This window comes from Acinetobacter sp. ANC 7912, from assembly GCF_039862785.1.
GTDB lineage: Bacteria > Pseudomonadota > Gammaproteobacteria > Pseudomonadales > Moraxellaceae > Acinetobacter > Acinetobacter thermotolerans.
The window spans coordinates 1,378,355-1,397,033 of the sequence record NZ_CP156795.1 but is presented as its reverse complement, the minus strand read 5'-3'; the positions used below and the strand labels follow the sequence as shown (position 1 = coordinate 1,397,033).

At 43.9% G+C, this 18,679-nt stretch carries 18 protein-coding genes; 11 read left to right on the top strand and 7 right to left on the bottom strand.

Annotation, left to right across the window (positions count from 1 at the left end; genetic code table 11):
* Positions 1-76: 76 nt before the first annotated feature.
* Entirely contained in the window at positions 77-556 is a 480-nt protein-coding gene (locus ABEF84_RS06875; RefSeq protein ID WP_347453993.1) for a phasin family protein, read from the bottom strand.
* A 202-nt stretch (positions 557-758) separates the two neighbouring features.
* Between ABEF84_RS06875 and ABEF84_RS06870 the strand changes: the two genes are divergently transcribed.
* The 8 genes from ABEF84_RS06870 to fdx all read left to right on the top strand — a co-directional run bounded on the left by ABEF84_RS06870 (position 759) and on the right by fdx (position 6,965).
* Positions 759-1,406: a hypothetical protein gene (locus ABEF84_RS06870; protein WP_347453992.1), complete on the top strand. Its 648-nt coding sequence runs from the start codon at positions 759-761 to the stop codon at positions 1,404-1,406.
* Between the two features lie 111 nt (positions 1,407-1,517).
* Positions 1,518-1,991 carry an Rrf2 family transcriptional regulator gene (locus ABEF84_RS06865; protein WP_034588848.1) on the top strand — a complete coding sequence of 158 codons (474 nt, stop codon included), beginning with the start codon at positions 1,518-1,520 and terminating at the stop codon, positions 1,989-1,991.
* A 1-nt stretch (position 1,992) separates the two neighbouring features.
* The gene (locus ABEF84_RS06860; protein ID WP_034588847.1) at positions 1,993-3,210 is read left to right on the top strand and encodes an IscS subfamily cysteine desulfurase; all 1,218 of its coding nucleotides are present in this window, start codon (positions 1,993-1,995) and stop codon (positions 3,208-3,210) included.
* A 103-nt stretch (positions 3,211-3,313) separates the two neighbouring features.
* Positions 3,314-3,700 carry a Fe-S cluster assembly scaffold IscU gene (iscU, locus tag ABEF84_RS06855; protein WP_034588846.1) on the top strand — a complete coding sequence of 129 codons (387 nt, stop codon included), beginning with the start codon at positions 3,314-3,316 and terminating at the stop codon, positions 3,698-3,700.
* Between the two features lie 40 nt (positions 3,701-3,740).
* Complete coding sequence (iscA, locus tag ABEF84_RS06850) at positions 3,741-4,061, top strand: iron-sulfur cluster assembly protein IscA (protein WP_034588843.1); 321 nt, start codon at positions 3,741-3,743, stop codon at positions 4,059-4,061.
* A 133-nt stretch (positions 4,062-4,194) separates the two neighbouring features.
* Positions 4,195-4,710: a Fe-S protein assembly co-chaperone HscB gene (hscB, locus tag ABEF84_RS06845; protein WP_347453990.1), complete on the top strand. Its 516-nt coding sequence runs from the start codon at positions 4,195-4,197 to the stop codon at positions 4,708-4,710.
* Positions 4,711-4,750: 40 nt separating this feature from the next.
* Entirely contained in the window at positions 4,751-6,610 is a 1,860-nt protein-coding gene (gene hscA / locus ABEF84_RS06840; protein WP_347456318.1) for a Fe-S protein assembly chaperone HscA, read from the top strand.
* A 16-nt stretch (positions 6,611-6,626) separates the two neighbouring features.
* The gene (gene fdx / locus ABEF84_RS06835; protein ID WP_034588838.1) at positions 6,627-6,965 is read left to right on the top strand and encodes an ISC system 2Fe-2S type ferredoxin; all 339 of its coding nucleotides are present in this window, start codon (positions 6,627-6,629) and stop codon (positions 6,963-6,965) included.
* Between the two features lie 67 nt (positions 6,966-7,032).
* Here fdx and ABEF84_RS06830 read toward each other — a convergent pair whose 3' ends face one another.
* The 5 genes from ABEF84_RS06830 to aspA form a co-directional block, all read right to left on the bottom strand.
* Positions 7,033-8,559 (bottom strand): adenylate/guanylate cyclase domain-containing protein, encoded by a 1,527-nt coding sequence (locus ABEF84_RS06830; protein WP_347456317.1) that lies wholly within the window; start codon positions 8,557-8,559, stop codon positions 7,033-7,035.
* Positions 8,560-8,617: 58 nt separating this feature from the next.
* Positions 8,618-9,052: an HIT family protein gene (locus tag ABEF84_RS06825; protein WP_347453987.1), complete on the bottom strand. Its 435-nt coding sequence runs from the start codon at positions 9,050-9,052 to the stop codon at positions 8,618-8,620.
* 246 nt (positions 9,053-9,298) lie between these two features.
* Positions 9,299-12,757 carry a transcription-repair coupling factor gene (mfd, locus tag ABEF84_RS06820; protein ID WP_347460667.1) on the bottom strand — a complete coding sequence of 1,153 codons (3,459 nt, stop codon included), beginning with the start codon at positions 12,755-12,757 and terminating at the stop codon, positions 9,299-9,301.
* A gap of 122 nt (positions 12,758-12,879) precedes the next feature.
* Positions 12,880-13,239 (bottom strand): hypothetical protein, encoded by a 360-nt coding sequence (locus tag ABEF84_RS06815; protein WP_347453985.1) that lies wholly within the window; start codon positions 13,237-13,239, stop codon positions 12,880-12,882.
* A 126-nt stretch (positions 13,240-13,365) separates the two neighbouring features.
* The gene (gene aspA / locus ABEF84_RS06810; RefSeq protein ID WP_347473877.1) at positions 13,366-14,817 is read right to left on the bottom strand and encodes an aspartate ammonia-lyase; all 1,452 of its coding nucleotides are present in this window, start codon (positions 14,815-14,817) and stop codon (positions 13,366-13,368) included.
* A gap of 437 nt (positions 14,818-15,254) precedes the next feature.
* Between aspA and trmA the strand changes: the two genes are divergently transcribed.
* The 3 genes from trmA to ABEF84_RS06795 all read left to right on the top strand — a co-directional run bounded on the left by trmA (position 15,255) and on the right by ABEF84_RS06795 (position 17,688).
* A complete protein-coding gene (trmA, locus tag ABEF84_RS06805; protein WP_347453983.1) occupies positions 15,255-16,337 on the top strand; it encodes a tRNA (uridine(54)-C5)-methyltransferase TrmA in 1,083 nt (360 codons plus the stop codon).
* 253 nt (positions 16,338-16,590) lie between these two features.
* Positions 16,591-16,815, top strand: coding sequence for a hypothetical protein (locus ABEF84_RS06800; protein WP_034587298.1), 225 nt, complete (start codon positions 16,591-16,593; stop codon positions 16,813-16,815).
* 312 nt (positions 16,816-17,127) lie between these two features.
* Positions 17,128-17,688: a lecithin retinol acyltransferase family protein gene (locus ABEF84_RS06795; protein WP_347456520.1), complete on the top strand. Its 561-nt coding sequence runs from the start codon at positions 17,128-17,130 to the stop codon at positions 17,686-17,688.
* 51 nt (positions 17,689-17,739) lie between these two features.
* On the opposite strand, the gene ABEF84_RS06790 is transcribed toward ABEF84_RS06795, so the two are convergent.
* Positions 17,740-18,651 (bottom strand): bestrophin family ion channel, encoded by a 912-nt coding sequence (locus ABEF84_RS06790; RefSeq protein WP_347456353.1) that lies wholly within the window; start codon positions 18,649-18,651, stop codon positions 17,740-17,742.
* Positions 18,652-18,679: the final 28 nt, after the last annotated feature.

The following is an 18,679-nucleotide window of genomic DNA, read 5'->3' as shown; positions in this document are numbered from 1 at the left end:
TAGCCCTAAACGCAATACTCTTCGACCTGTTTTTTTTTAAAAAATAGGCGAAAAAAACCTTGAATAATGAATAAAGTCACTTTCTTTGTGTTTTTTTCGACATTTCTTCTTTTAACTGCTCTTGATCCGCGATAAGCCGATCCATTTTTTCATGCAGCTGAAGGAGCAGCTTTTCCAGTTGTTGCACATCCTTCGCAGTCGCCAATCCTATACGATTCAAGGAATGATGAACAGAGTGATCAATCAGCTTTTCCACTTTATCTTTGGTATCTGTGACCGATTCTTTGGCCTTTTCTGAGACCTTCTCTACAGTTTGATCCGCAATGTCTGTGGTTTTGGATTCCAGCTCCTCACCAACCTTGACTAGCGAGTCGAATAATTTGTTGCCTTCTTCCTCGGCACGGGAAAATGCGCCCAGCCCTGCCAGCCAGATCTGCTTGGTATATTTCCGAAAATCCAGAACCGATTTACGCTCAGCGCCTGATTTAGACCTGCCTTTCGATGTTTTTTTTCCAGCTTCCGCTACTGCTTCTTGTTCGACTTCAGGTTTGTCCATTTTGCTGTCTCCTGATTATTTTCCATGCAGATTCTATATATAAATCTACAAAATGATAGCATTTTAGCAAACTTAGCACTTGCCAGTTTTGCTAAACTGTTCTACAAAGCAACTTATTTAACAAATTAAGTTTAATCCCTGAAATATTACCCAGGCAGGAAGCTTTATATTTCATTTTTTAGGAAAGGACTGGTCAGGATCTATGAGCGAATCGGAACAAAGTCAAAAGCAGCCGCATTTTTTGCTGACAATGACTTTAATTGTTTTAGAAACCTTCTTCACTTTCATTCTAAAACATGATCGCGTCGTTGCCTTACAAGCTAAAAAATTCATTGACGAAAATATTGCGATAAAAATCAATAGCTATATTCCCTATTTCGATTTTTATGTGCGCTTTACCGACAAAGGTCTGCTATTCGATTACATGCCACCAAATAAGATCATTGATCTGGATGTACGTACCACGCTTGCTGACCTAATTAAAATCTTTGTCTTTGGCAATCGTCGCAGCATCAAAGCCATGCGTATTGATGGTGACAAGGTGCTTAAAGATGAATTCCGTGACCTGCTGACTTTATTCGCCCTACCAAAACTTCTGGCAGATTGGAAACAGTGGCTGTATGAACCGGCTGATGAAAGTGATGTGGTGGCGTCACGGAGCCGTATTGCTCCGCTTCTGGATAAAATCGATCAGCAACGCTCCCGCATTAACAGTCTGCAGGTCGAAGTCAAACAGTACAAAAACCGGATCCGTCGCATGCAGCGTCGCCAGAAAATAGTCAATACCATCTTTGGTCTAATCACTGTACTTTTAGTTACGTTATTAGTGTATAATTGGTTCAGTCATTAAATCCTTATTTTCTGCATCATTAGCCTTCAAATTTGCATAATAAAAAAACTTGACTATTTTAGTCAGGATTCTTAAAATCGACACATCTAGTCTAACCATGTGTATCGAATCATGCGCTTAACCACTCGCGGTCGCTACGCAGTGACTGCTCTTCTTGATCTAGCTTTGCAGCCAACTGAACAAACGATCACGCTTGCTGAAATTGCAGCACGCCAAACGATTTCCGTTGCTTATCTTGAGCAGTTATTTGCCAAACTAAAACGTCATGGCTTAGTTTCGAGTGTCCGTGGTGCCAATGGTGGTTACCATTTAGCTCGCAATGCTCAAGACATCACAGTGTTAGAAATCATTGAAGCTGTAAACGAAACAGTTGATGCCACTCGCTGCGACCATAAAGGCAACTGCCAAAATGGCGCGATGTGCTTGACTCACGATTTATGGCAGGAACTCTCCCACCACATTGCCGATTATCTTGCAAAAATCACGCTTGCTGACCTGGTAGCCCGTGACAACGTACAAACCGTGTCACTGCGCCAAAATTCAGCATCTTTTGATTCAGCCCTTTTATCGGTTACAGGTATTTGACATGAAACGTCCGATTTATCTTGACTATGCAGCAACCACTCCTGTAGACCCTCAAGTTGCAGAACGCATGATGGAATGCTTAACGTACGAAGGCACCTTTGGTAACGCAGCATCACGTTCACATGCTTACGGCTGGCAAGCGGAAGAAAAAGTTGAATACGCACGTGAGCAAGTCGCTAACTTAGTAAAAGCTGACCCACGTGAAATCGTATGGACTTCTGGTGCGACTGAATCTGACAACCTTGCCCTAAAAGGTGTAGCTCAGTTCTATGCATCTAAAGGCAAGCACATCATCACTTCTAAAATTGAACACAAAGCAATTTTGGATACTTGCCGTGAATTAGAGTCTGAAGGCTTTGAAATCACTTATCTGGAACCACAACCAAAAACTGGTCTGATTACTCCAGAGATGGTTGAAGCTGCAATCCGTCCAGATACCATTCTTGTTTCCCTGATGATGGTAAACAACGAAATCGGTACCGTGACTGATGTGGCTGCAATCGGTGAGATCACTCGTGCGAAAAAGATTTTCTTCCACGTGGATGCTGCACAGGCTGCCGGCAAAATTGAAATCGACCTTTCTACCATGAAAGTCGACCTGATGAGTTTCTCTGCTCATAAAATTTATGGTCCTAAAGGTATTGGCGCCCTGTTCGTACGTCGTTCACCACGTGTACGTCTAAAAGCACAAATGCATGGTGGCGGTCACGAACGTGGTATGCGTTCTGGTACATTGGCGACTCACCAGATCGTGGGTATGGGTGAAGCGTTTGAACTTGCGGGTAAAAACCTGGAAGCTGAACAAAAACGTCTTCGCGTACTGCGTGACAAACTTTGGAATGGCTTAAGCTCACTTGAGCAGGTATTCCTGAATGGTCACCCGACTCAAAACGTAGCCAACTACCTGAACGTTAGCTTCAACTTTGTTGAAGGTGAATCGCTAATGATGGCACTTAAAGATTGCGCAGTATCTTCAGGCTCAGCTTGTACATCTGCAACTCTTGAACCATCTTACGTATTACGTGCTCTGGGCCTGTCAGACGAACTTGCACACAGCTCAATCCGCTTCAGCTTTGGTAAATACACCACTGAAGAAGACATTGATCATGTACTAGAGATTACTAAAGCTGCTGTTGAGAAGTTACGTGAACTCTCTCCGCTTTGGGATATGTACAAGGAAGGCATCGACCTTTCTACAGTTGAATGGGCTGAGCATTAATTTTGACACTGAGATAACAACATTTGTGTTGTTATCTCATTGATAAAAGATTTTTAATCCCCATATTTAATATTAGGCTGACCCCGAGGTTTGGAGAAGCAACATGGCTTATAGCGACAAAGTAATTGACCATTATGAAAACCCACGTAACGTTGGTGTTTTAGACAAAAATGCAGAAAACGTAGGTACAGGCATGGTGGGTGCACCTGCATGTGGCGACGTGATGCGTCTGCAAATTCAAGTGAATGATGAAGGTGTAATCGAAGAAGCACGCTTCAAAACTTATGGCTGTGGTTCTGCAATTGCGTCTAGCTCCCTAGTCACCGAATGGTTAAAGGGTAAAACTCTGGACGAAGCGCAAGCGATCAAAAATATTGACATTGCAAACGAGCTGGCACTTCCACCAGTAAAAGTACACTGCTCTGTACTTGCTGAAGATGCAATTAAGGCTGCTGTAGAAGACTACCGTAGCAAAAAAGCTAAAGCTTAATCGCTGACGTATTTTCTGAAGAAAGATTAACGGAGTTTTCATGATCCATTTAACTGAAAATGCTGCAACTCATATCAGCAATTACCTGAAAAATCGCGGTAAGGGTGAAGGCATTCGCGTTGGTGTGAAAACTTCAGGCTGTTCTGGCTTGGCTTATGTACTCGAATTCGTTGATGAAGTCGATGCACACGACCAAGTATTTGAACAGTTTGGTGTTAAGGTTTTCGTTGACCCGAAAAGCCTGGTTTATCTCGAAGGTTTAGAGATGGACTATGTCAAGAACGGTCTGAACGAAGGCTTCGAATTTAACAATCCAAATAAAAAAGGTGAATGTGGTTGCGGTGAATCCTTTACTGTTTAAAGTTTAAGCGTTCACTTCTCCGTTCCCTTGCAGCATTAAAACAGTGTCACCTACACTGTTTTAATTGCATTTAGGCCGTCGTTTTTTAGCTTAGCGCAGTTATTTTACCTATTAATCGTGGACCCTATCTCCCATGAATCATTTTGAGTTGTTCAATCTTCCCGTCTCACTGGATATTGATACTGCTGCTTTAAAATCAGAATTTTTGAAGCTACAACAACAATATCACCCGGATAAAGCTGAAGACAAAGACCAGGCCCTGATCAAATCAAGTGAAATCAACCAGGCATTCAAAGTGCTTTCTTCAGTGGATAGCCGTGCAGCTTATCTCCTGTCACTGAAAAAACAGGATTATCATCTGGATCAATCCATCAGTGATTTTGAGTTCCTGCAAGATGCCCTGGAAATCCGCGAACAGTTGGATGAAGCCCGTTCGGCAGAAGATCTGTCTTCACTTAAAGTGGAAGTTCAACAGTGGATTGATGGTCTGGTACGAGAGTTCAAGATTGATTATGACGATGAAGATTGGGGTGAAGCTCGCGATACCGTGCGCAAACTGCGTTTCTTTGTAAAAGTCATGGCCGATATCGACAAGGCGGAAGATCGCTTCCTCGATGATGACAGCTTTGATCTTGACGACGATTTTTAATTTTTCTCTTTAATATTTAACGTGCAAAGGATGTAACACTATGGCTCTCTTGCAGATTGCAGAACCAGGTCAATCAAGTGCACCGCATGAACACCGCATTGCGATTGGTATCGATTTAGGCACCACCCACTCTTTGGTAGCCACGGTTCTATCAGGTAAAGCCAAAGTACTCAATGATGAACAAGGACGTGTGTTACTCCCTTCCATCGTTCATTATGCAGAGCAAAACACACAGTACGGCTATGAGGCTGCACCATTTATTACCACCGACCCGAAAAATACCATCGTTTCTGTGAAACGTTTTATGGGCCGTTCACAGGCGGATATCAAATTCCAGCATCCTTACACACTGGTAGGTGAAGCGAATGAGATGCCTGCTTTTGAAACCGTTCAAGGTCGTAAAACCCCGGTTGAAATTTCAGCAGAAATCTTAAAAAAGCTGAAAGACCGCGCTGAAGCAAGTCTAAAAAATGAAATTAATGGTGCAGTAATTACTGTTCCTGCATATTTTGATGAAGCACAGCGTCAGGCAACCCGTGATGCTGCTCAACTGGCTGGTTTAAATGTCCTGCGTTTACTGAATGAACCTACCGCGGCTGCAGTGGCTTATGGGCTGGATCAGGAAACCAACCTGAGCACCGATCGTAACTATGTGATCTATGACTTGGGTGGCGGTACGTTTGACGTTTCGATTCTGCGTTTCTCTCAAGGTGTCTTCGAAGTCCTGGCAACTGGTGGCCATACCGCACTAGGTGGTGATGACCTGGATCGCCTGATTCTGAAGTGGGCTAAAAAACAGCTGGATCTGGAACACCTGGATGATGAAGAATATGCACACTTCATTACCGCTGCCCGTCGTGCCAAAGAAGCACTCAGCGACAAAGAATCAGTTGAGCTGAAAATTCTGGACCATAGCCTAACTTTAGACCGTCCAACTTTTGAAGAAATCATTAAAGTTGCGTTGGATAAAACTATCAGCGTTTGTAAGCGCGTAATGCGTGACGCCAAGCTGGAACTGGATGATATTCAGAATGTGGTACTGGTAGGTGGTTCTACCCGTTCCTACGCAGTACAGAAAGCGGTGCGTGAAGTCTTTAATCAGGAACCTTTGTGTACCATCAACCCGGATGAAGTGGTTGCCATTGGCGCTGCTATTACCGCCGATCAATTGATTGGTAACAGTAAAAATGGTTCGTTATTACTCGACGTAACTCCGCTTTCACTTGGTTTAGAAACCATGGGTGGGTTAGTGGAACGTCTGATTGCACGTAATACTGCAATTCCAGTTGCACGTCGTCAGGAATTCACCACGTATCAAGATGGTCAGACTGCTATGCTGATTCACGTGGTACAAGGGGAACGTGATCTGGTCGATCACTGCCGTAGCCTAGGCCGTTTCGTACTGCGAGGCATTCCACCTATGACTGCAGGTCAAGCACGTATTGAAGTGACATTCCAAGTCGATGCAGATGGTTTGCTGACGGTATCTGCCCAAGAAACCACGTCTGGTGTGAAAGCACACATTGATATCAAGCCATCGTATGGCTTGTCGAGTGAAGATACCGAGCGTTTATTGCTTGAAGGTTACAAGTACGCAGAAGAAGACAAAAACCTGCGTCATCTTCAGGAAACCAAGGTTGAAGCACAACGTGAACTTGAAGCACTCAATCAGGCGCTGAAAGTTGATGCCAAACTGTTAAGCGAACAGCAACTGAATGACCTGAATGCAGCCACAGCCCAACTTGAGCAGGAGCTGCAAGGCACAGATATTAAAGCCATTGAATCTGCTGTCGAACAGCTTAAAATACATAGCGATGCATTTGCAGCACTACGTATGAACCAGCACATTGATGCTGCGCTCAAAGGCACCAAACTCGACGACTGGTCAAACTCAAACTAAATTTAAGGTAAAGACTATGCCACGTATTAAAGTTCTTCCACATGCGCAAATTTGCCCTGAAGGTGCTGAGTTTGAAGTTGAGCAGAATGCCAATTTATGTGAAAGCCTGTTAAACAACGGAATTAAAATTGAACACGCATGTGATATGTCATGTGCATGTACGACTTGCCACGTCATCGTGCGTAAAGGCTTCGACAGCCTGGAAGAAATGAGTGATGTGGAAGCAGACCTTCTCGATCGTGCTTGGGGCCTGGAACCTGATTCACGCCTGTCTTGTCAGGTTAAGATTGTGGATGAAGATCTGGAAGTTGAAATTCCAAAATACACGATCAACCATGCTTCTGAAAATCACTAAGCAGGCAGGTTATATAAAAAAAACCACGCTCAGGCGTGGTTTTTTTATTGGCTGAAATTTCTTTTTATCAACTTACCCGGCTCGTGGTGTTTTCCTTTTCACTCGCTTCGACCAATTTATTGACAGTTTGATCCGTTTCTGAATTTTCTGCAATCTGCTCAGCCACCATATCTTCAAGTTTCAGTTTGACGAAACCTTTAGAATTGGTAAATTTCTGCTGAGTCTGAATACGCTTGATCATTTTTTCCAGAATATCAATCAGCTCTGGATATTCATAATTCTGCACTTCATCCAGATTCAACAACAGATGAAAGCCTTTATATTCATAATCAAACCAGCGCTGATAATCGACTTTCTCGGATTTGTATTTTTCCATCACCTGCCAGGTACGTACCGGCTCTTTAATCCCTTTCAGGAAAATTGGTGCCTTAGGTGCACACAAGTAGTCATTCTTGACCAGATTATAAGTGTCATCAGAAATCAGGATTTCATCCACCTGTGCCGCACTTTGTAAACGTGCAGCCAAGTTGGCATCCCGACCCACAATGGTATAAGCCATACGGTGATTGGCACCATAGTTGCCGACGTGGCAATAACCAGTAGAAATCCCCATACGGATATGTAGTGGCGGATACCCCATTTTCACCCAGCGCTCACGCAGAATTTTCATCTGCTGGCGCATGGCAATCGCCATTTCCAGACAGGTTTTGGCATCCTGTTCTACGCCTTGACTATGCGGATCACCAAAGAAGATCAGGATCGCATCTCCCATAAACTTGTCGACCGTACCTTCATAATGTTTGGCAATCTCCGTCATATGACTGAGATAGTCATTTAGCAGGAAGGCCAGATCATCTGGAATCAGCGTTTCGGATAACTCGGTAAAACCCTGAATATCTGAGAAGAACACAGTCAGTTTTTTACGCTTGTATTCAATCTTGGCTTCTGACTCACCTTTCATGATCGATTGCCACAACTGCAACGGCGCATAACGGCTGAGCTGGTTAGCAAATTCCATATAGCGGTTCATCTGATCATAATAATGATCTTTTTTCACCGCCATATAACGTGCTCGACGGGCCTGGTAGTAATTCCCGATTCCCACATAGGTAATCATGCACAGGAAACCCAGCACAGTCAGTTCACTGCTAGTCGGCTGAAAATAATCACCAAAACCAAAAATAAAAATGTTACTGAGATAGAAAATTACCACACCAATCAGGCTGGCTAAGGCAAAAGTCAGAAAGGAAATTTTGTTGCTGATTGCAGTATAGAGTAAGGCCACAAATGCCAACAACGACAGTACCAAGCTCAGATGAATGGCTGACAGAATGATGGCAATCACGGTCATATCGAGCATAAAGAAGACTTTACGCTTCACATCGGTATCGTAACGATAGATCAGCCAGTGTGACAGCTTCGGCAGCGCAAGGATAATCGCAAGAAATAAAAATGGGATAAAAATTTGATACTGCGTATCAGGCGCTGTGTAGTGAAAGACGACGATCACCAGCGAAAGCATGAGATAACCCATCAACCGATGGAAAAACTCAAATTCTTTCGGCTCTTGATTCACCCAATCGTCTATATGCACTCAGTTGCTCCTTGCAGCACTGTATTAATTACAGGCCTGATATGCAGCATGAATCGGATTAGTCCATACGCCAATCAAATGGCATATCTCCCTGACCACGTAGCGCCAACATTAAGGTTTGGCGCATGTGAGCAAGAACTTCGCTGCTATATGGAACCGCTGGAGTGCCCCATACTGGTTTAGGCCATGCCACATCATTCTGGTAACGTACCACATGATGGAAATGTAGCTGTGGAACCATATTCCCCAGTGCAGCCACATTCATTTTGTCTGCACGGAATACACGCGCCAACTGGCTCGATAACCAGCTAGACTCACGCAAAAACTGTTCCTGATCAGCTTGACGAAGTTCGTATAATTCTGTAATGCCTGGAACACGTGGAACAAGAATTAGCCACGGAAATTGCATATCATTCATTAAACGACATGTCGATAAAGGAAAGTCGCCTACATAAAACGTATCTTGAGCAAGTTGAGGATGCAAACTGAACATATCTTTATAAATGATGCAAAATTAGAATGATGGCTAATACTACCATATCCAGTGCTGACTGAATATTGTAAGCAATGTGTTTCAATACAAATTTGGAAGATTTGTTTTGAACCCGGTCACATCCCTGACTTTACTCCATCCCCTAAATTAATCAATAGTTCCCCGGCACAAATAAATGACTGGGCAATCAAGTGTTAAAGGCAGGGGCAGAATTTCCTTTCTCTCCCTGCCTTTAAGTCACAGTATTTAGTGCAACTCTTTCAGCAAATGATCCAGCAGATCATTCAGGAACTGGATGCGTTTCTGATAGTCTTCCAGCATCACCATGACTTTTAGACGCTGTCCGCCGTTCATGCGGAAATAGGTCGGATGCTTCTGCATCATCTGGATAATGCTCATCGCCTGCACCGGAGTATCTGGGGCAAATTCGATATGTCCGCCCTGTGCTGTAATATCAATTTTGGTAATGCCAAGTTGTTCCGCCTTTAAACGGATCTGATGCACGGCAAACAGCTGTTTCACCGGTTGCGGTGGAATGCCAAAACGGTCAATCAGCTCCATCCGGATATTGTCGAGCTTTTCCTGAGTGTCGGTATTACTGATACGCTTATAGAACAGCAGACGTTGATGCACATCACCGAGGTAGTCATCCGGAATCAAGGCTGGCATATGCAGGTTGATTTCCGCAGTCAACGACAATGGTGCATCAAAGTTCGGGGTTTTACCTATCTGGATGGCTTTGGTCGCTTTTTCCAGCATTTCCATATATAAGCTATAACCAATCGCCTGCATCGAACCACTTTGCTGCTCACCCAGCAGTTCACCAGCACCACGGATTTCCAGATCTTCTGTTGCCAGCATAAAGCCCGCACCCAAAGTCGATGCACGCTGAATGGCATCCAGACGTTTTTCTGCATCCCCTTTTAAGCCTTTAATCGATGGCACTAGCAGATAGGCATAAGCCTGATGGTGTGAACGCCCCACGCGACCACGTAGCTGGTGCAGCTGGGCTAGGCCGAGCTTGTCCGCACGTTCAATCAAAATAGTATTGGCATTTGGTACATCAATCCCGGTTTCAATGATGGTCGAGCAGACCAGCACGTTGTATTCTTTGTGATAGAACTGCTGCATTACCTGCTCCAGTTCACGTTCACGCATCTGACCATGTGCAACTATGACACGTGCCTCCGGAACCAGTTCCCGCAGACTTTCTGCGGCACGCTCAATGGTTTCGACTTCATTATGCAAGTAATAAACCTGACCACCACGCAGCAATTCACGCAGAATCGCCTCTTTAATGGTGTCATTGGTCTGTTCCTGTACAAAGGTTTTCACCGCCAGACGGCGTGCTGGTGGTGTCGCGATAATCGACAGGTCGCGCATCCCGCTAAAGGCCATATTCAGCGTACGCGGAATTGGGGTCGCGGTTAAGGTCAGCATATCCACATCCGCACGCAAAGCCTTGATGCGCTCCTTGTCGCGTACGCCGAAACGGTGTTCTTCATCGACGATCATCAGGCCCAGATTTTTGAACTGCACGTTTTCCTGCAGGATTTTATGCGTACCGATAACGATATCAACCTTGCCTTCAGCCAGGTCTTCAATGGTTTTGGTATGCGTTTTGGAAGAACCAAAACGTGACAACACTTCAATGCGTACCGGCCAATCTGCAAAACGGTCTTTAAAAGACTCATAATGTTGCTGGGCTAATAGCGTGGTTGGTACTAAAACCGCTACTTGGCGACTATTTTGTACCGCAACAAAAGCTGCACGCATCGCCACTTCCGTCTTACCGAAACCCACATCCCCACAGACCAAACGATCCATCGGCTTGGCCTGCTGCATGTCATATAAAGTTGCTTCAATGGCATTGGCCTGATCTGGGGTTTCTTCATAGGCAAAGCCACTGGCAAACTGCATATACAGGCTTTGATCGACCTCAAAACTAATGCCTGGTTTAGATGAACGGCGCGCCTGTATATCTAACAGCTCGGCCGCCACGTCATGAATCTGCTCTAATGCCTTGCGCTTCGCTTTGCTCCATGCATCGGTACCCAATTTATGTAACGGTGCCAGATCAGGATCACCGCCACTATAGCGACTGATCAGATGCAGATTGGTGACGGGCACATAAACCTTGGCATCATCAGCATAATCTAGCTGCAGAAATTCATGATCCTGATCATCAATACTGAGGGTAATCAGACCCGCATAACGTCCCACACCATAGTCAATATGTACCACCGGCGCACCAATGGTCAGCTCGGTCAGGCTGCGAATCAAAAACTCTTCTGAAACTTCCTGCTGACGCTTGCGACGGCGCTGTACCACGCGATGTTCATAGAGCTGGTTTTCCGAGATCACGCTGATACGATCGGTGACCACCAGACCACGTTCTAGTGGTGCACTGGTAATGGCAATGGCATGCAGTGAATCGACAAAGGCATCAAAATTGTCTACGGTTGGAATATCGCCCAGACTAGGTCGCAAAGCATCTTTCAGAGTTTCACGACGCCCGGCACTTTCAGCGACCAACAGCACTGGATGATTGGCAGCATCAATATATTTTTTGACTTCGGTAAACGGTTTTTCCCGTTTTGGATCGACAGGCAAACGTGGCGGTGTCTGGGTATCCAGATTGATGACACCGGCTTTTTCATCAAAGATTTCTTGAGAAGCAATGATACGACCAAACTGATTCAGCTGTTCCAGTACCTGATGGGCCTGACAGAACAACATTTCTGGCGGCAGGATCGGCTGATCCATGTTATGCCGACGATCTTCATAACGACGGGTGACTTCTGCCCAGAACTGGTTTAAGGACTCTTCAATCCCACGATCTGTAATGACAATGCCATTCTTAGGTAAGTACGCTGCCAGTGTACTTTCTTTTTGCATTGCTTCAGCACTAAAGAATAGTGGCATATAAAACTCGATGCCAGGCGAAGCAATACCATCCATGACATCTAGATACAGCGGATTTTTTTTCGGATTTGCGGTTGGAAATAACTCACCATAGCGGTCACGGAAAGTAGCACGCCCTTCTTTCAGTGGGAATTCCTGGGCCGGCAAAACCGTAAATTGTTCTAAAGTTTGTGTGGTACGTTGGGTTTCAGGATCAAAGAATTTTAAGGTTTCGATTTCATCATCAAACAGGTCAATCCGGATCGGGGCTTCCTGACCAGAGGCATAGATGTCCATGATGCTGCCGCGTACTGCAAATTCGCCATGATCATAGACGGTATCGACCAGATGATAGCCGGCTTGAACTAGCTTGTTTTTTTGTTGTTCCAGATCAAATTTCTGCCCAACCCGGATATCAAAATGTTCCCCAAGTACCCATGAGCTTGGTGCAACGCGTTGTGCCAGTGTCGAAGCGGAAAGTAGCAATACACCGGTTTGCGGCATATTCGACAGAATTGCCAGACGTTCAGACACGATATCCTGATGCGGTGACAGGCGGTCATAAGGCAGAATTTCCCAGTCTGGAAAAATGGTCGGTTTGATGCCATAAAATTCCAGTTCACTTTCCAGCTGTGCCAGATGCTGATTATTGCGCGCTACAATCACAAACATCTGCTTGTGATTTTTGGAGATTTCTTTCAGCAACAGCGCCGTCGATGAACCCTGCAGGTTACCTAACCAGCGTCGTTCACCCGCCTTGAGTTGTTTGAGGTTGAGTTGGGAAATTTCTTGTTGGAACATGTATATAGCTTTAAAGTCTAAACAACATGTTCCTTATACTATCACGATGGCATCCAGTGATTTCGTTATTTTTATGCAGTTCTTGCACTGTCATTCAGTGTAAATTTTAATGAATTAAAATCCTACTTTTTCTCACGCAGGAAATTGCGATAGTAATCATTTAACTTCTTCACAATAGCTTTAAACTGCAGCAAGTTTTCTTCGGTATTGCCGAGTCGCGGGTTAAAACGTTGATGGGCAATTTCCAGATCAATCTTTTCATTGATGATCATGGCAGTGGAATACAGCTCTTTCAGATCATCAAAAGTTTTCATGCGGCGATTGGATAAATATTCTAAACGTTCTCCCAGTTCCTGATTCAACTGGATACCATCCACCACATAGCCGGTATCCCCAGCATACTGAATATTATTTTCTTGCAAAAACTGCTGCGCAGGCGAAGGTTTATTCGATTTGAATAATGCACTGATCTTGTCAAACATGCCGGATTCCTGAGGCTTCTTGATAAGAAGATAGTCTAGATGAAAATGCCCCAAACCCACAGGCTGGATTTGAGGCAAATGGTTAAAATCAGTACATTCTATAAATCATTATAAATATCGTTAATTTCAGGAAACCTGTTCCAGCTGGCTAACCTCGTTCGGTACTTCAGACACCAGATTTTGAATAGCAAAGATTTCTTCTAGCTGTTCTGAACTGAGTAGACCTAATTCCAACACCACTTCAGGTACGGTTTTATTCTCACGAATACACTGCTTGCCAATTTCATCGCATACTGTATGACCTAGAATCGGTTCTAATAAGGTAATGATTCCAATACTGCGCATGACAGCATTTAGACAGTTCTGCTCATTAGCCTGAATACCGGCAATACATTTCAGCGCCAGTGTCTGCATCCCCTGAATCAGCAATTGGATCGATTCATTTAAAGATATAGCAATCACGGGCTCCATGACATTGAGCTGTAATTGCCCTGCTTCTGCCGCCATGGTTACGGTCAGGTCATTGCCAATCACACGAAAAGCAATCTGATTGACCACTTCCGGTATCACCGGATTAACTTTGGCTGGCATGATTGAAGAACCAGCCTGCAATTCTGGCAAACGAATTTCCGCCAGTCCACCACGCGGACCAGAACTCAGCAGGCGCAAGTCATTACAGATCTTGGACAATTTCACTGCCAGACGTTTCAAACTGCTGGACAGAATAATAAACACGCCACAGTCACTGGTGGCTTCGACATAATCTTCCGCGCCTTTTAAAGGTAAACCGCTAATTTGTGCTAAAGCTTCTACCACTCGCTTGGCGTAACCAGTCGGTGTATTGACACCCGTACCAATCGCGGTTGCACCGAGATTCACTTCCAGCAATAACTGACGGCTTTGTTCAATCAGCTTAAAGTCTTCTTTTAATAAAATCGCAAAAGCGCGGAATTCCTGCTCCATGGTCATTGGTACCGCATCCTGTAACTGGGTACGACCCATCTTGATGATGTATCGGAATTCAGTTGCCTTACTATATAAGGTCTCAATCAATACTTTCTGGGCATTTAATAATTCATCCAGACGAGAATAAGTCGCTAAACGCAATGCGGTTGGATAGACATCATTGGTCGATTGCGAAGTATTAACATGATCATTCGGATGCAAAATCTGATATTCACCTTTCTGATACCCCATCAGTTCTAGGGCACGATTGGCAATCACCTCATTGGCATTCATATTGATGGACGTCCCTGCTCCGCCCTGATAAGGATCGAGAGGAAATGCATCCTGCCAGTTTTCTGGATGCTTAATCAGTTCATCACAAGCCTGCTGAATGGCAATACACTGTTGCTCGCTAATTTTGCCAAAATGACAATTGGTTTGTGCTGCAGCCTTTTTTACCTGTGCCAGTGCACGGATGAAATGAGGTTGCTGACCAACAGTCAATCCGGAAATCTGAAAGTTTTCTAACGCACGTAAGGTATGAATGCCGTAATAGCTATGCTGGGGAATGTGCTTTTTACCCAATAAATCCTGTTCGATTCTGTGCAAATCAATTTGAAGCATATTGTCCATATTGTGATGTACTCTTGGCGATGAAGTACCCAAAGGGATTACTTTCACTATGCGCAGCCAAAGCTAAAACGAACAGAAAACTTTAGGATGATATTTGCAACAAGATGTGTCTAATTTACACACGTTGTTAATCTTGTAATGCTATGTAAGTCAATTTTGTTTTAATTCGACACATTCGCAGAAACATATCTGCAGAAACCGGTGAAAAATCCAGATCATTATCGAAAATTAAAAATGATAATTTTCAAATAATGCGTTTCACGTAACAATTCCATCCTGACAATCATCTTCCAATTTATCGTCAAATTTCTTCCCTTAACTGATTTGCTCCGTTTTTATATGTCTTTTCACGCCATACTTCCGCAATAGTCTTAGGCAGAGCAGCGATTTTTTGCTACCATCTTGGCTTTCGAAATATTTGCGATTTTTTACTGCATATGACCTCATCTTATCAGCAACAACTAGATGCCAAAGTTGCCCACATCAGCGAACAATTTGCCGAATATCAACCACCTGCCCTAGAAGTATTTGATTCGCCTGAACAGTACTATCGCATGCGTGCTGAATTCCGGATCTGGCATACTGAAGATGACCTGTTTTATGCCATGTTTGAACGCGATGAAAATGGCAGCAAGAAAATCATCCGTATCGATGAGTTTCCAGTCGCTGACCGCCGTATCAACACCCTGATGCCACAACTGATTGAAGCATTTAAAGCAGATACAGAGCTGAAAACCCGCCTGTTTGAAGTTCACTTTCTGGCAACATTAAAAGGTGAAGTGCTGGTATCCTTGATCTATCACCGTAAACTGGATGAAAACTGGGAAGCGGCTGCCAAAGCACTGGCTGAAAAACTGAATATCAAAATCATCGGTCGCAGCCGTGGCCAGAAGTTTGTCTTGAGCGATGAGTTTGTCGTAGAAGAACTGAGCGTATTCGATCGTAAATATCAGTACAAACAGATCGAAAGCAGCTTTACCCAGCCGAATGCGCAAGTCTGCCAGAAAATGCTGGAATGGGCATGCAATGCTGCTCAGCAATCCGATAAAGATTTATTAGAACTTTACTGCGGTAATGGTAACTTTACCCTGCCACTCTCCACCCGCTTCCGTCGTGTACTCGCAACAGAGTTGGCGAAATCTTCAGTCTATGCGGCTGAATGGAATATCCAGCAAAATGGTATTGAGAATATTCAGGTGGCTCGTTTGTCTGCAGAAGAATTCACTCAGGCCTACAACGGCGAGCGTACGTTCCGTCGTTTACAGGAAGCCAATATTGACCTTTCAACTTACGACTTCGATACTGTTTTTGTCGATCCACCACGTGCCGGTGTGGATGATGAAACATTGAAACTGCTGCAGCGTTTTACACGAATCATCTATATTTCGTGTAATCCAGACACATTGCATGCCAACCTGAAACAGCTAACACAGACCCACAAAATTACCAAGTTCGCGATGTTTGATCAGTTCCCGTATACTCATCATGTCGAGTCTGGTGTGCTGCTCGAAAAAATTTAAACAATTTGTTTCTGAATTATTTTGTTATAGATAAATGAGGCCGAATAAGGTCTCATTTTTATTGCCGATTTATCACTTGAAAATAATGGACTTAGTTAGACCATGAATTAGGACTAATTGGAATAAGGCTTAAATTCTGAACCGTCATCGGAAAATCTGCAGTTCAACTGCTGCTTTTCTCACTTTTGCAGTATTGCTTTATTTAAAATATTGTCTATATTTCAAGCTATGTTAGGTCATACATGAAGGCTCTATGAGTTTTTGGCAAAAGTTGTTCGCGAATGAACAGCAAAATGAACACAAGAATCAAATTGCTTGTGTTGAAAATGATTGCGCTTGCAAGTCCAATGAACAGCTTCTTGAAGCTTTGGCGAAAGCCACTGATGAAGATACGATTATAGGCATCAAAAAAGTTCTTGCTTCCCGTGGCTATAGCCGTAAAGAACTCAATGAGCTGCAGCACTTACCACTCCAGTAAGCTGCAAAATTCATAAATAGAAAAGCATCTGTGCAAGCAGATGCTTTTTTTATTTCTATTAATTAACAAGCTGCTCTAGTTCTGAATTAACCAAAACATTAGATACGAGCTGAAAGGCAGTTACCAAAATCATTTTAAAAGTTTGCTTAGGCTATTTCATACTTTCCCTCAAACTGCTTATCTTTTCTTCATTAACCTTTTATTTAACTCATCAGTTCGATGAATTTTTCCTCTTAAACATCGATAAAGTCACAAAAAAAGGCTAAACTCAGATTTTTGATACATTTGTATATCATTTAGCATTCAAGGCATATGCAACAGACTCAGCGTTTCCCCTTAGGTGCCCACCTTATGGTCAAACATTTCGGCTATACCCATCATGGTATTTATGCCGGACGAGGTCGTGTTATCCATTATTCCGGCTTTGCACACTTATTTAAAAAGCATCCGATCGAAATTACTTCCATCGAAAAATTCAGCCACGGCAAACCGATTCTGGTGCAGGGATATTCCAATCCTAAATACAAAGGCCGCAAGGTCGTGCGCCGTATGCGTTCCCGCATGCATGAAAATAACTATCACCTGATTATCAATAACTGTGAACATCTGTGTACTTGGGCCATTACTGGGGTGGAAAGCAGCCCACAGGTGACCCGTATGATGAACCGCCTGACGACGATTGGTTATATCAGTTCGGTGATGAGCTTTATGAACAGCATGTTCCTGACCATCACCACCACTAGCTTTGCACTGGCGCTGTATATCAAGAAAAAACTGCATGACAAGGCCAAAATGCGTATGCAGCAGTATCGTGAGCTGAAAGAACAATTTAGTCAGGAACACCCTGACTTTAGCCATCTGAAAAAGCGCTAACCCAAAATAAAGCCCCATATCAAAGGGGCTATTCGAGACCTTTAAATAAGCTTAGCTTAACTGCCCTTTATATGCTTTTAAGGGTTCAGGAATTTCTTTACCCAGTGAGCTTAGTGTTTCTCGTTCTACTAGCCTTACAATGGAATCCAGCGCCAGATCGTTGTCCTGTAGGCCGAATGGCTCTTCTAGCTCGGCACTCAGTTCATCCAGTCCTAAAAATAGATAAGCAATCAACGCTACCAATATCGGTGTCCACAGGCCTAAATTAGCTTCCAGACTGAATGGCAGAATAAAACAGAAGGAATACACTGCTCGATGCAGCAACACTGAATAGGAAAATGGCAACGGCGTTGACAGAATCCGGTCACAGCCCGCCTGGATATTACCTAAAGCTACTGTATGCTGGTTGAGATTATTATAGATGATGTCAGAGATCAGCCCAGATCGATAACCTGTCACTAACTGCTTCTGCATCTGTTCAAGCACCCATTGTGACGGATTGACCTGCTGGGTAATCTGGTCAAAAGCATCAGTATCGAATTGAGTGGTATTGCGATAATGCTCAATACTACTTTCCTGCTGGCGCAGACGATCCCTTAATAGATGAGTAAACAGCATCATTCGTGATAACAGCACTTCCCGCTCCTGACTCTCCAGCACGTAAGTATCTCTGCTTAAATGGCGTGTAGTGGCAATCAGAGCACCCCAGAGTTTGCGTCCTTCCCACCATCGGTCATAACAGGCATTGTTCCGGAAACTGAGAAAGATCGAAAGAATCACACCAAAAATGGTAAAACCAATCGCCGGTACCGTAGGCAGGCTGACATAGTGTTCCTGACGTAAATAGACCAATATTCCGGAAATTAGGATTACTGAGACTAGTGCCGGTAACACCTTGGGCAAAATGGTGCCATACCAGGCAAACAGCAGGCTAAAACTATTACTTTTATCACGGACAATCATCTTGTTATTTTCTGCTCCATAGAAAAAG

What these genes read in the sequence shown, in the direction of transcription:
- ABEF84_RS06875 (WP_347453993.1), bottom strand. Translation starts at nt 556, where the DNA reads ATGGACAAACCTGAAGTCGAACAAGAAGCAGTAGCGGAAGCTGGAAAA.
- aspA (WP_347473877.1), bottom strand. Translation starts at nt 14,817, where the DNA reads ATGGACAATATGCTTCAAATTGATTTGCACAGAATCGAACAGGATTTA.
- trmA (WP_347453983.1), top strand. Translation starts at nt 15,255, where the DNA reads ATGACCTCATCTTATCAGCAACAACTAGATGCCAAAGTTGCCCACATC.
- ABEF84_RS06795 (WP_347456520.1), top strand. Translation starts at nt 17,128, where the DNA reads ATGCAACAGACTCAGCGTTTCCCCTTAGGTGCCCACCTTATGGTCAAA.
- ABEF84_RS06815 (WP_347453985.1), bottom strand. Translation starts at nt 13,239, where the DNA reads ATGTTTGACAAGATCAGTGCATTATTCAAATCGAATAAACCTTCGCCT.
- ABEF84_RS06790 (WP_347456353.1), bottom strand. Translation starts at nt 18,651, where the DNA reads ATGATTGTCCGTGATAAAAGTAATAGTTTTAGCCTGCTGTTTGCCTGG.
- ABEF84_RS06865 (WP_034588848.1), top strand. Translation starts at nt 1,518, where the DNA reads ATGCGCTTAACCACTCGCGGTCGCTACGCAGTGACTGCTCTTCTTGAT.
- mfd (WP_347460667.1), bottom strand. Translation starts at nt 12,757, where the DNA reads ATGTTCCAACAAGAAATTTCCCAACTCAACCTCAAACAACTCAAGGCG.
- ABEF84_RS06860 (WP_034588847.1), top strand. Translation starts at nt 1,993, where the DNA reads ATGAAACGTCCGATTTATCTTGACTATGCAGCAACCACTCCTGTAGAC.
- iscA (WP_034588843.1), top strand. Translation starts at nt 3,741, where the DNA reads ATGATCCATTTAACTGAAAATGCTGCAACTCATATCAGCAATTACCTG.
- ABEF84_RS06825 (WP_347453987.1), bottom strand. Translation starts at nt 9,052, where the DNA reads ATGTTCAGTTTGCATCCTCAACTTGCTCAAGATACGTTTTATGTAGGC.
- ABEF84_RS06870 (WP_347453992.1), top strand. Translation starts at nt 759, where the DNA reads ATGAGCGAATCGGAACAAAGTCAAAAGCAGCCGCATTTTTTGCTGACA.
- fdx (WP_034588838.1), top strand. Translation starts at nt 6,627, where the DNA reads ATGCCACGTATTAAAGTTCTTCCACATGCGCAAATTTGCCCTGAAGGT.
- hscA (WP_347456318.1), top strand. Translation starts at nt 4,751, where the DNA reads ATGGCTCTCTTGCAGATTGCAGAACCAGGTCAATCAAGTGCACCGCAT.
- iscU (WP_034588846.1), top strand. Translation starts at nt 3,314, where the DNA reads ATGGCTTATAGCGACAAAGTAATTGACCATTATGAAAACCCACGTAAC.
- ABEF84_RS06800 (WP_034587298.1), top strand. Translation starts at nt 16,591, where the DNA reads ATGAGTTTTTGGCAAAAGTTGTTCGCGAATGAACAGCAAAATGAACAC.
- hscB (WP_347453990.1), top strand. Translation starts at nt 4,195, where the DNA reads ATGAATCATTTTGAGTTGTTCAATCTTCCCGTCTCACTGGATATTGAT.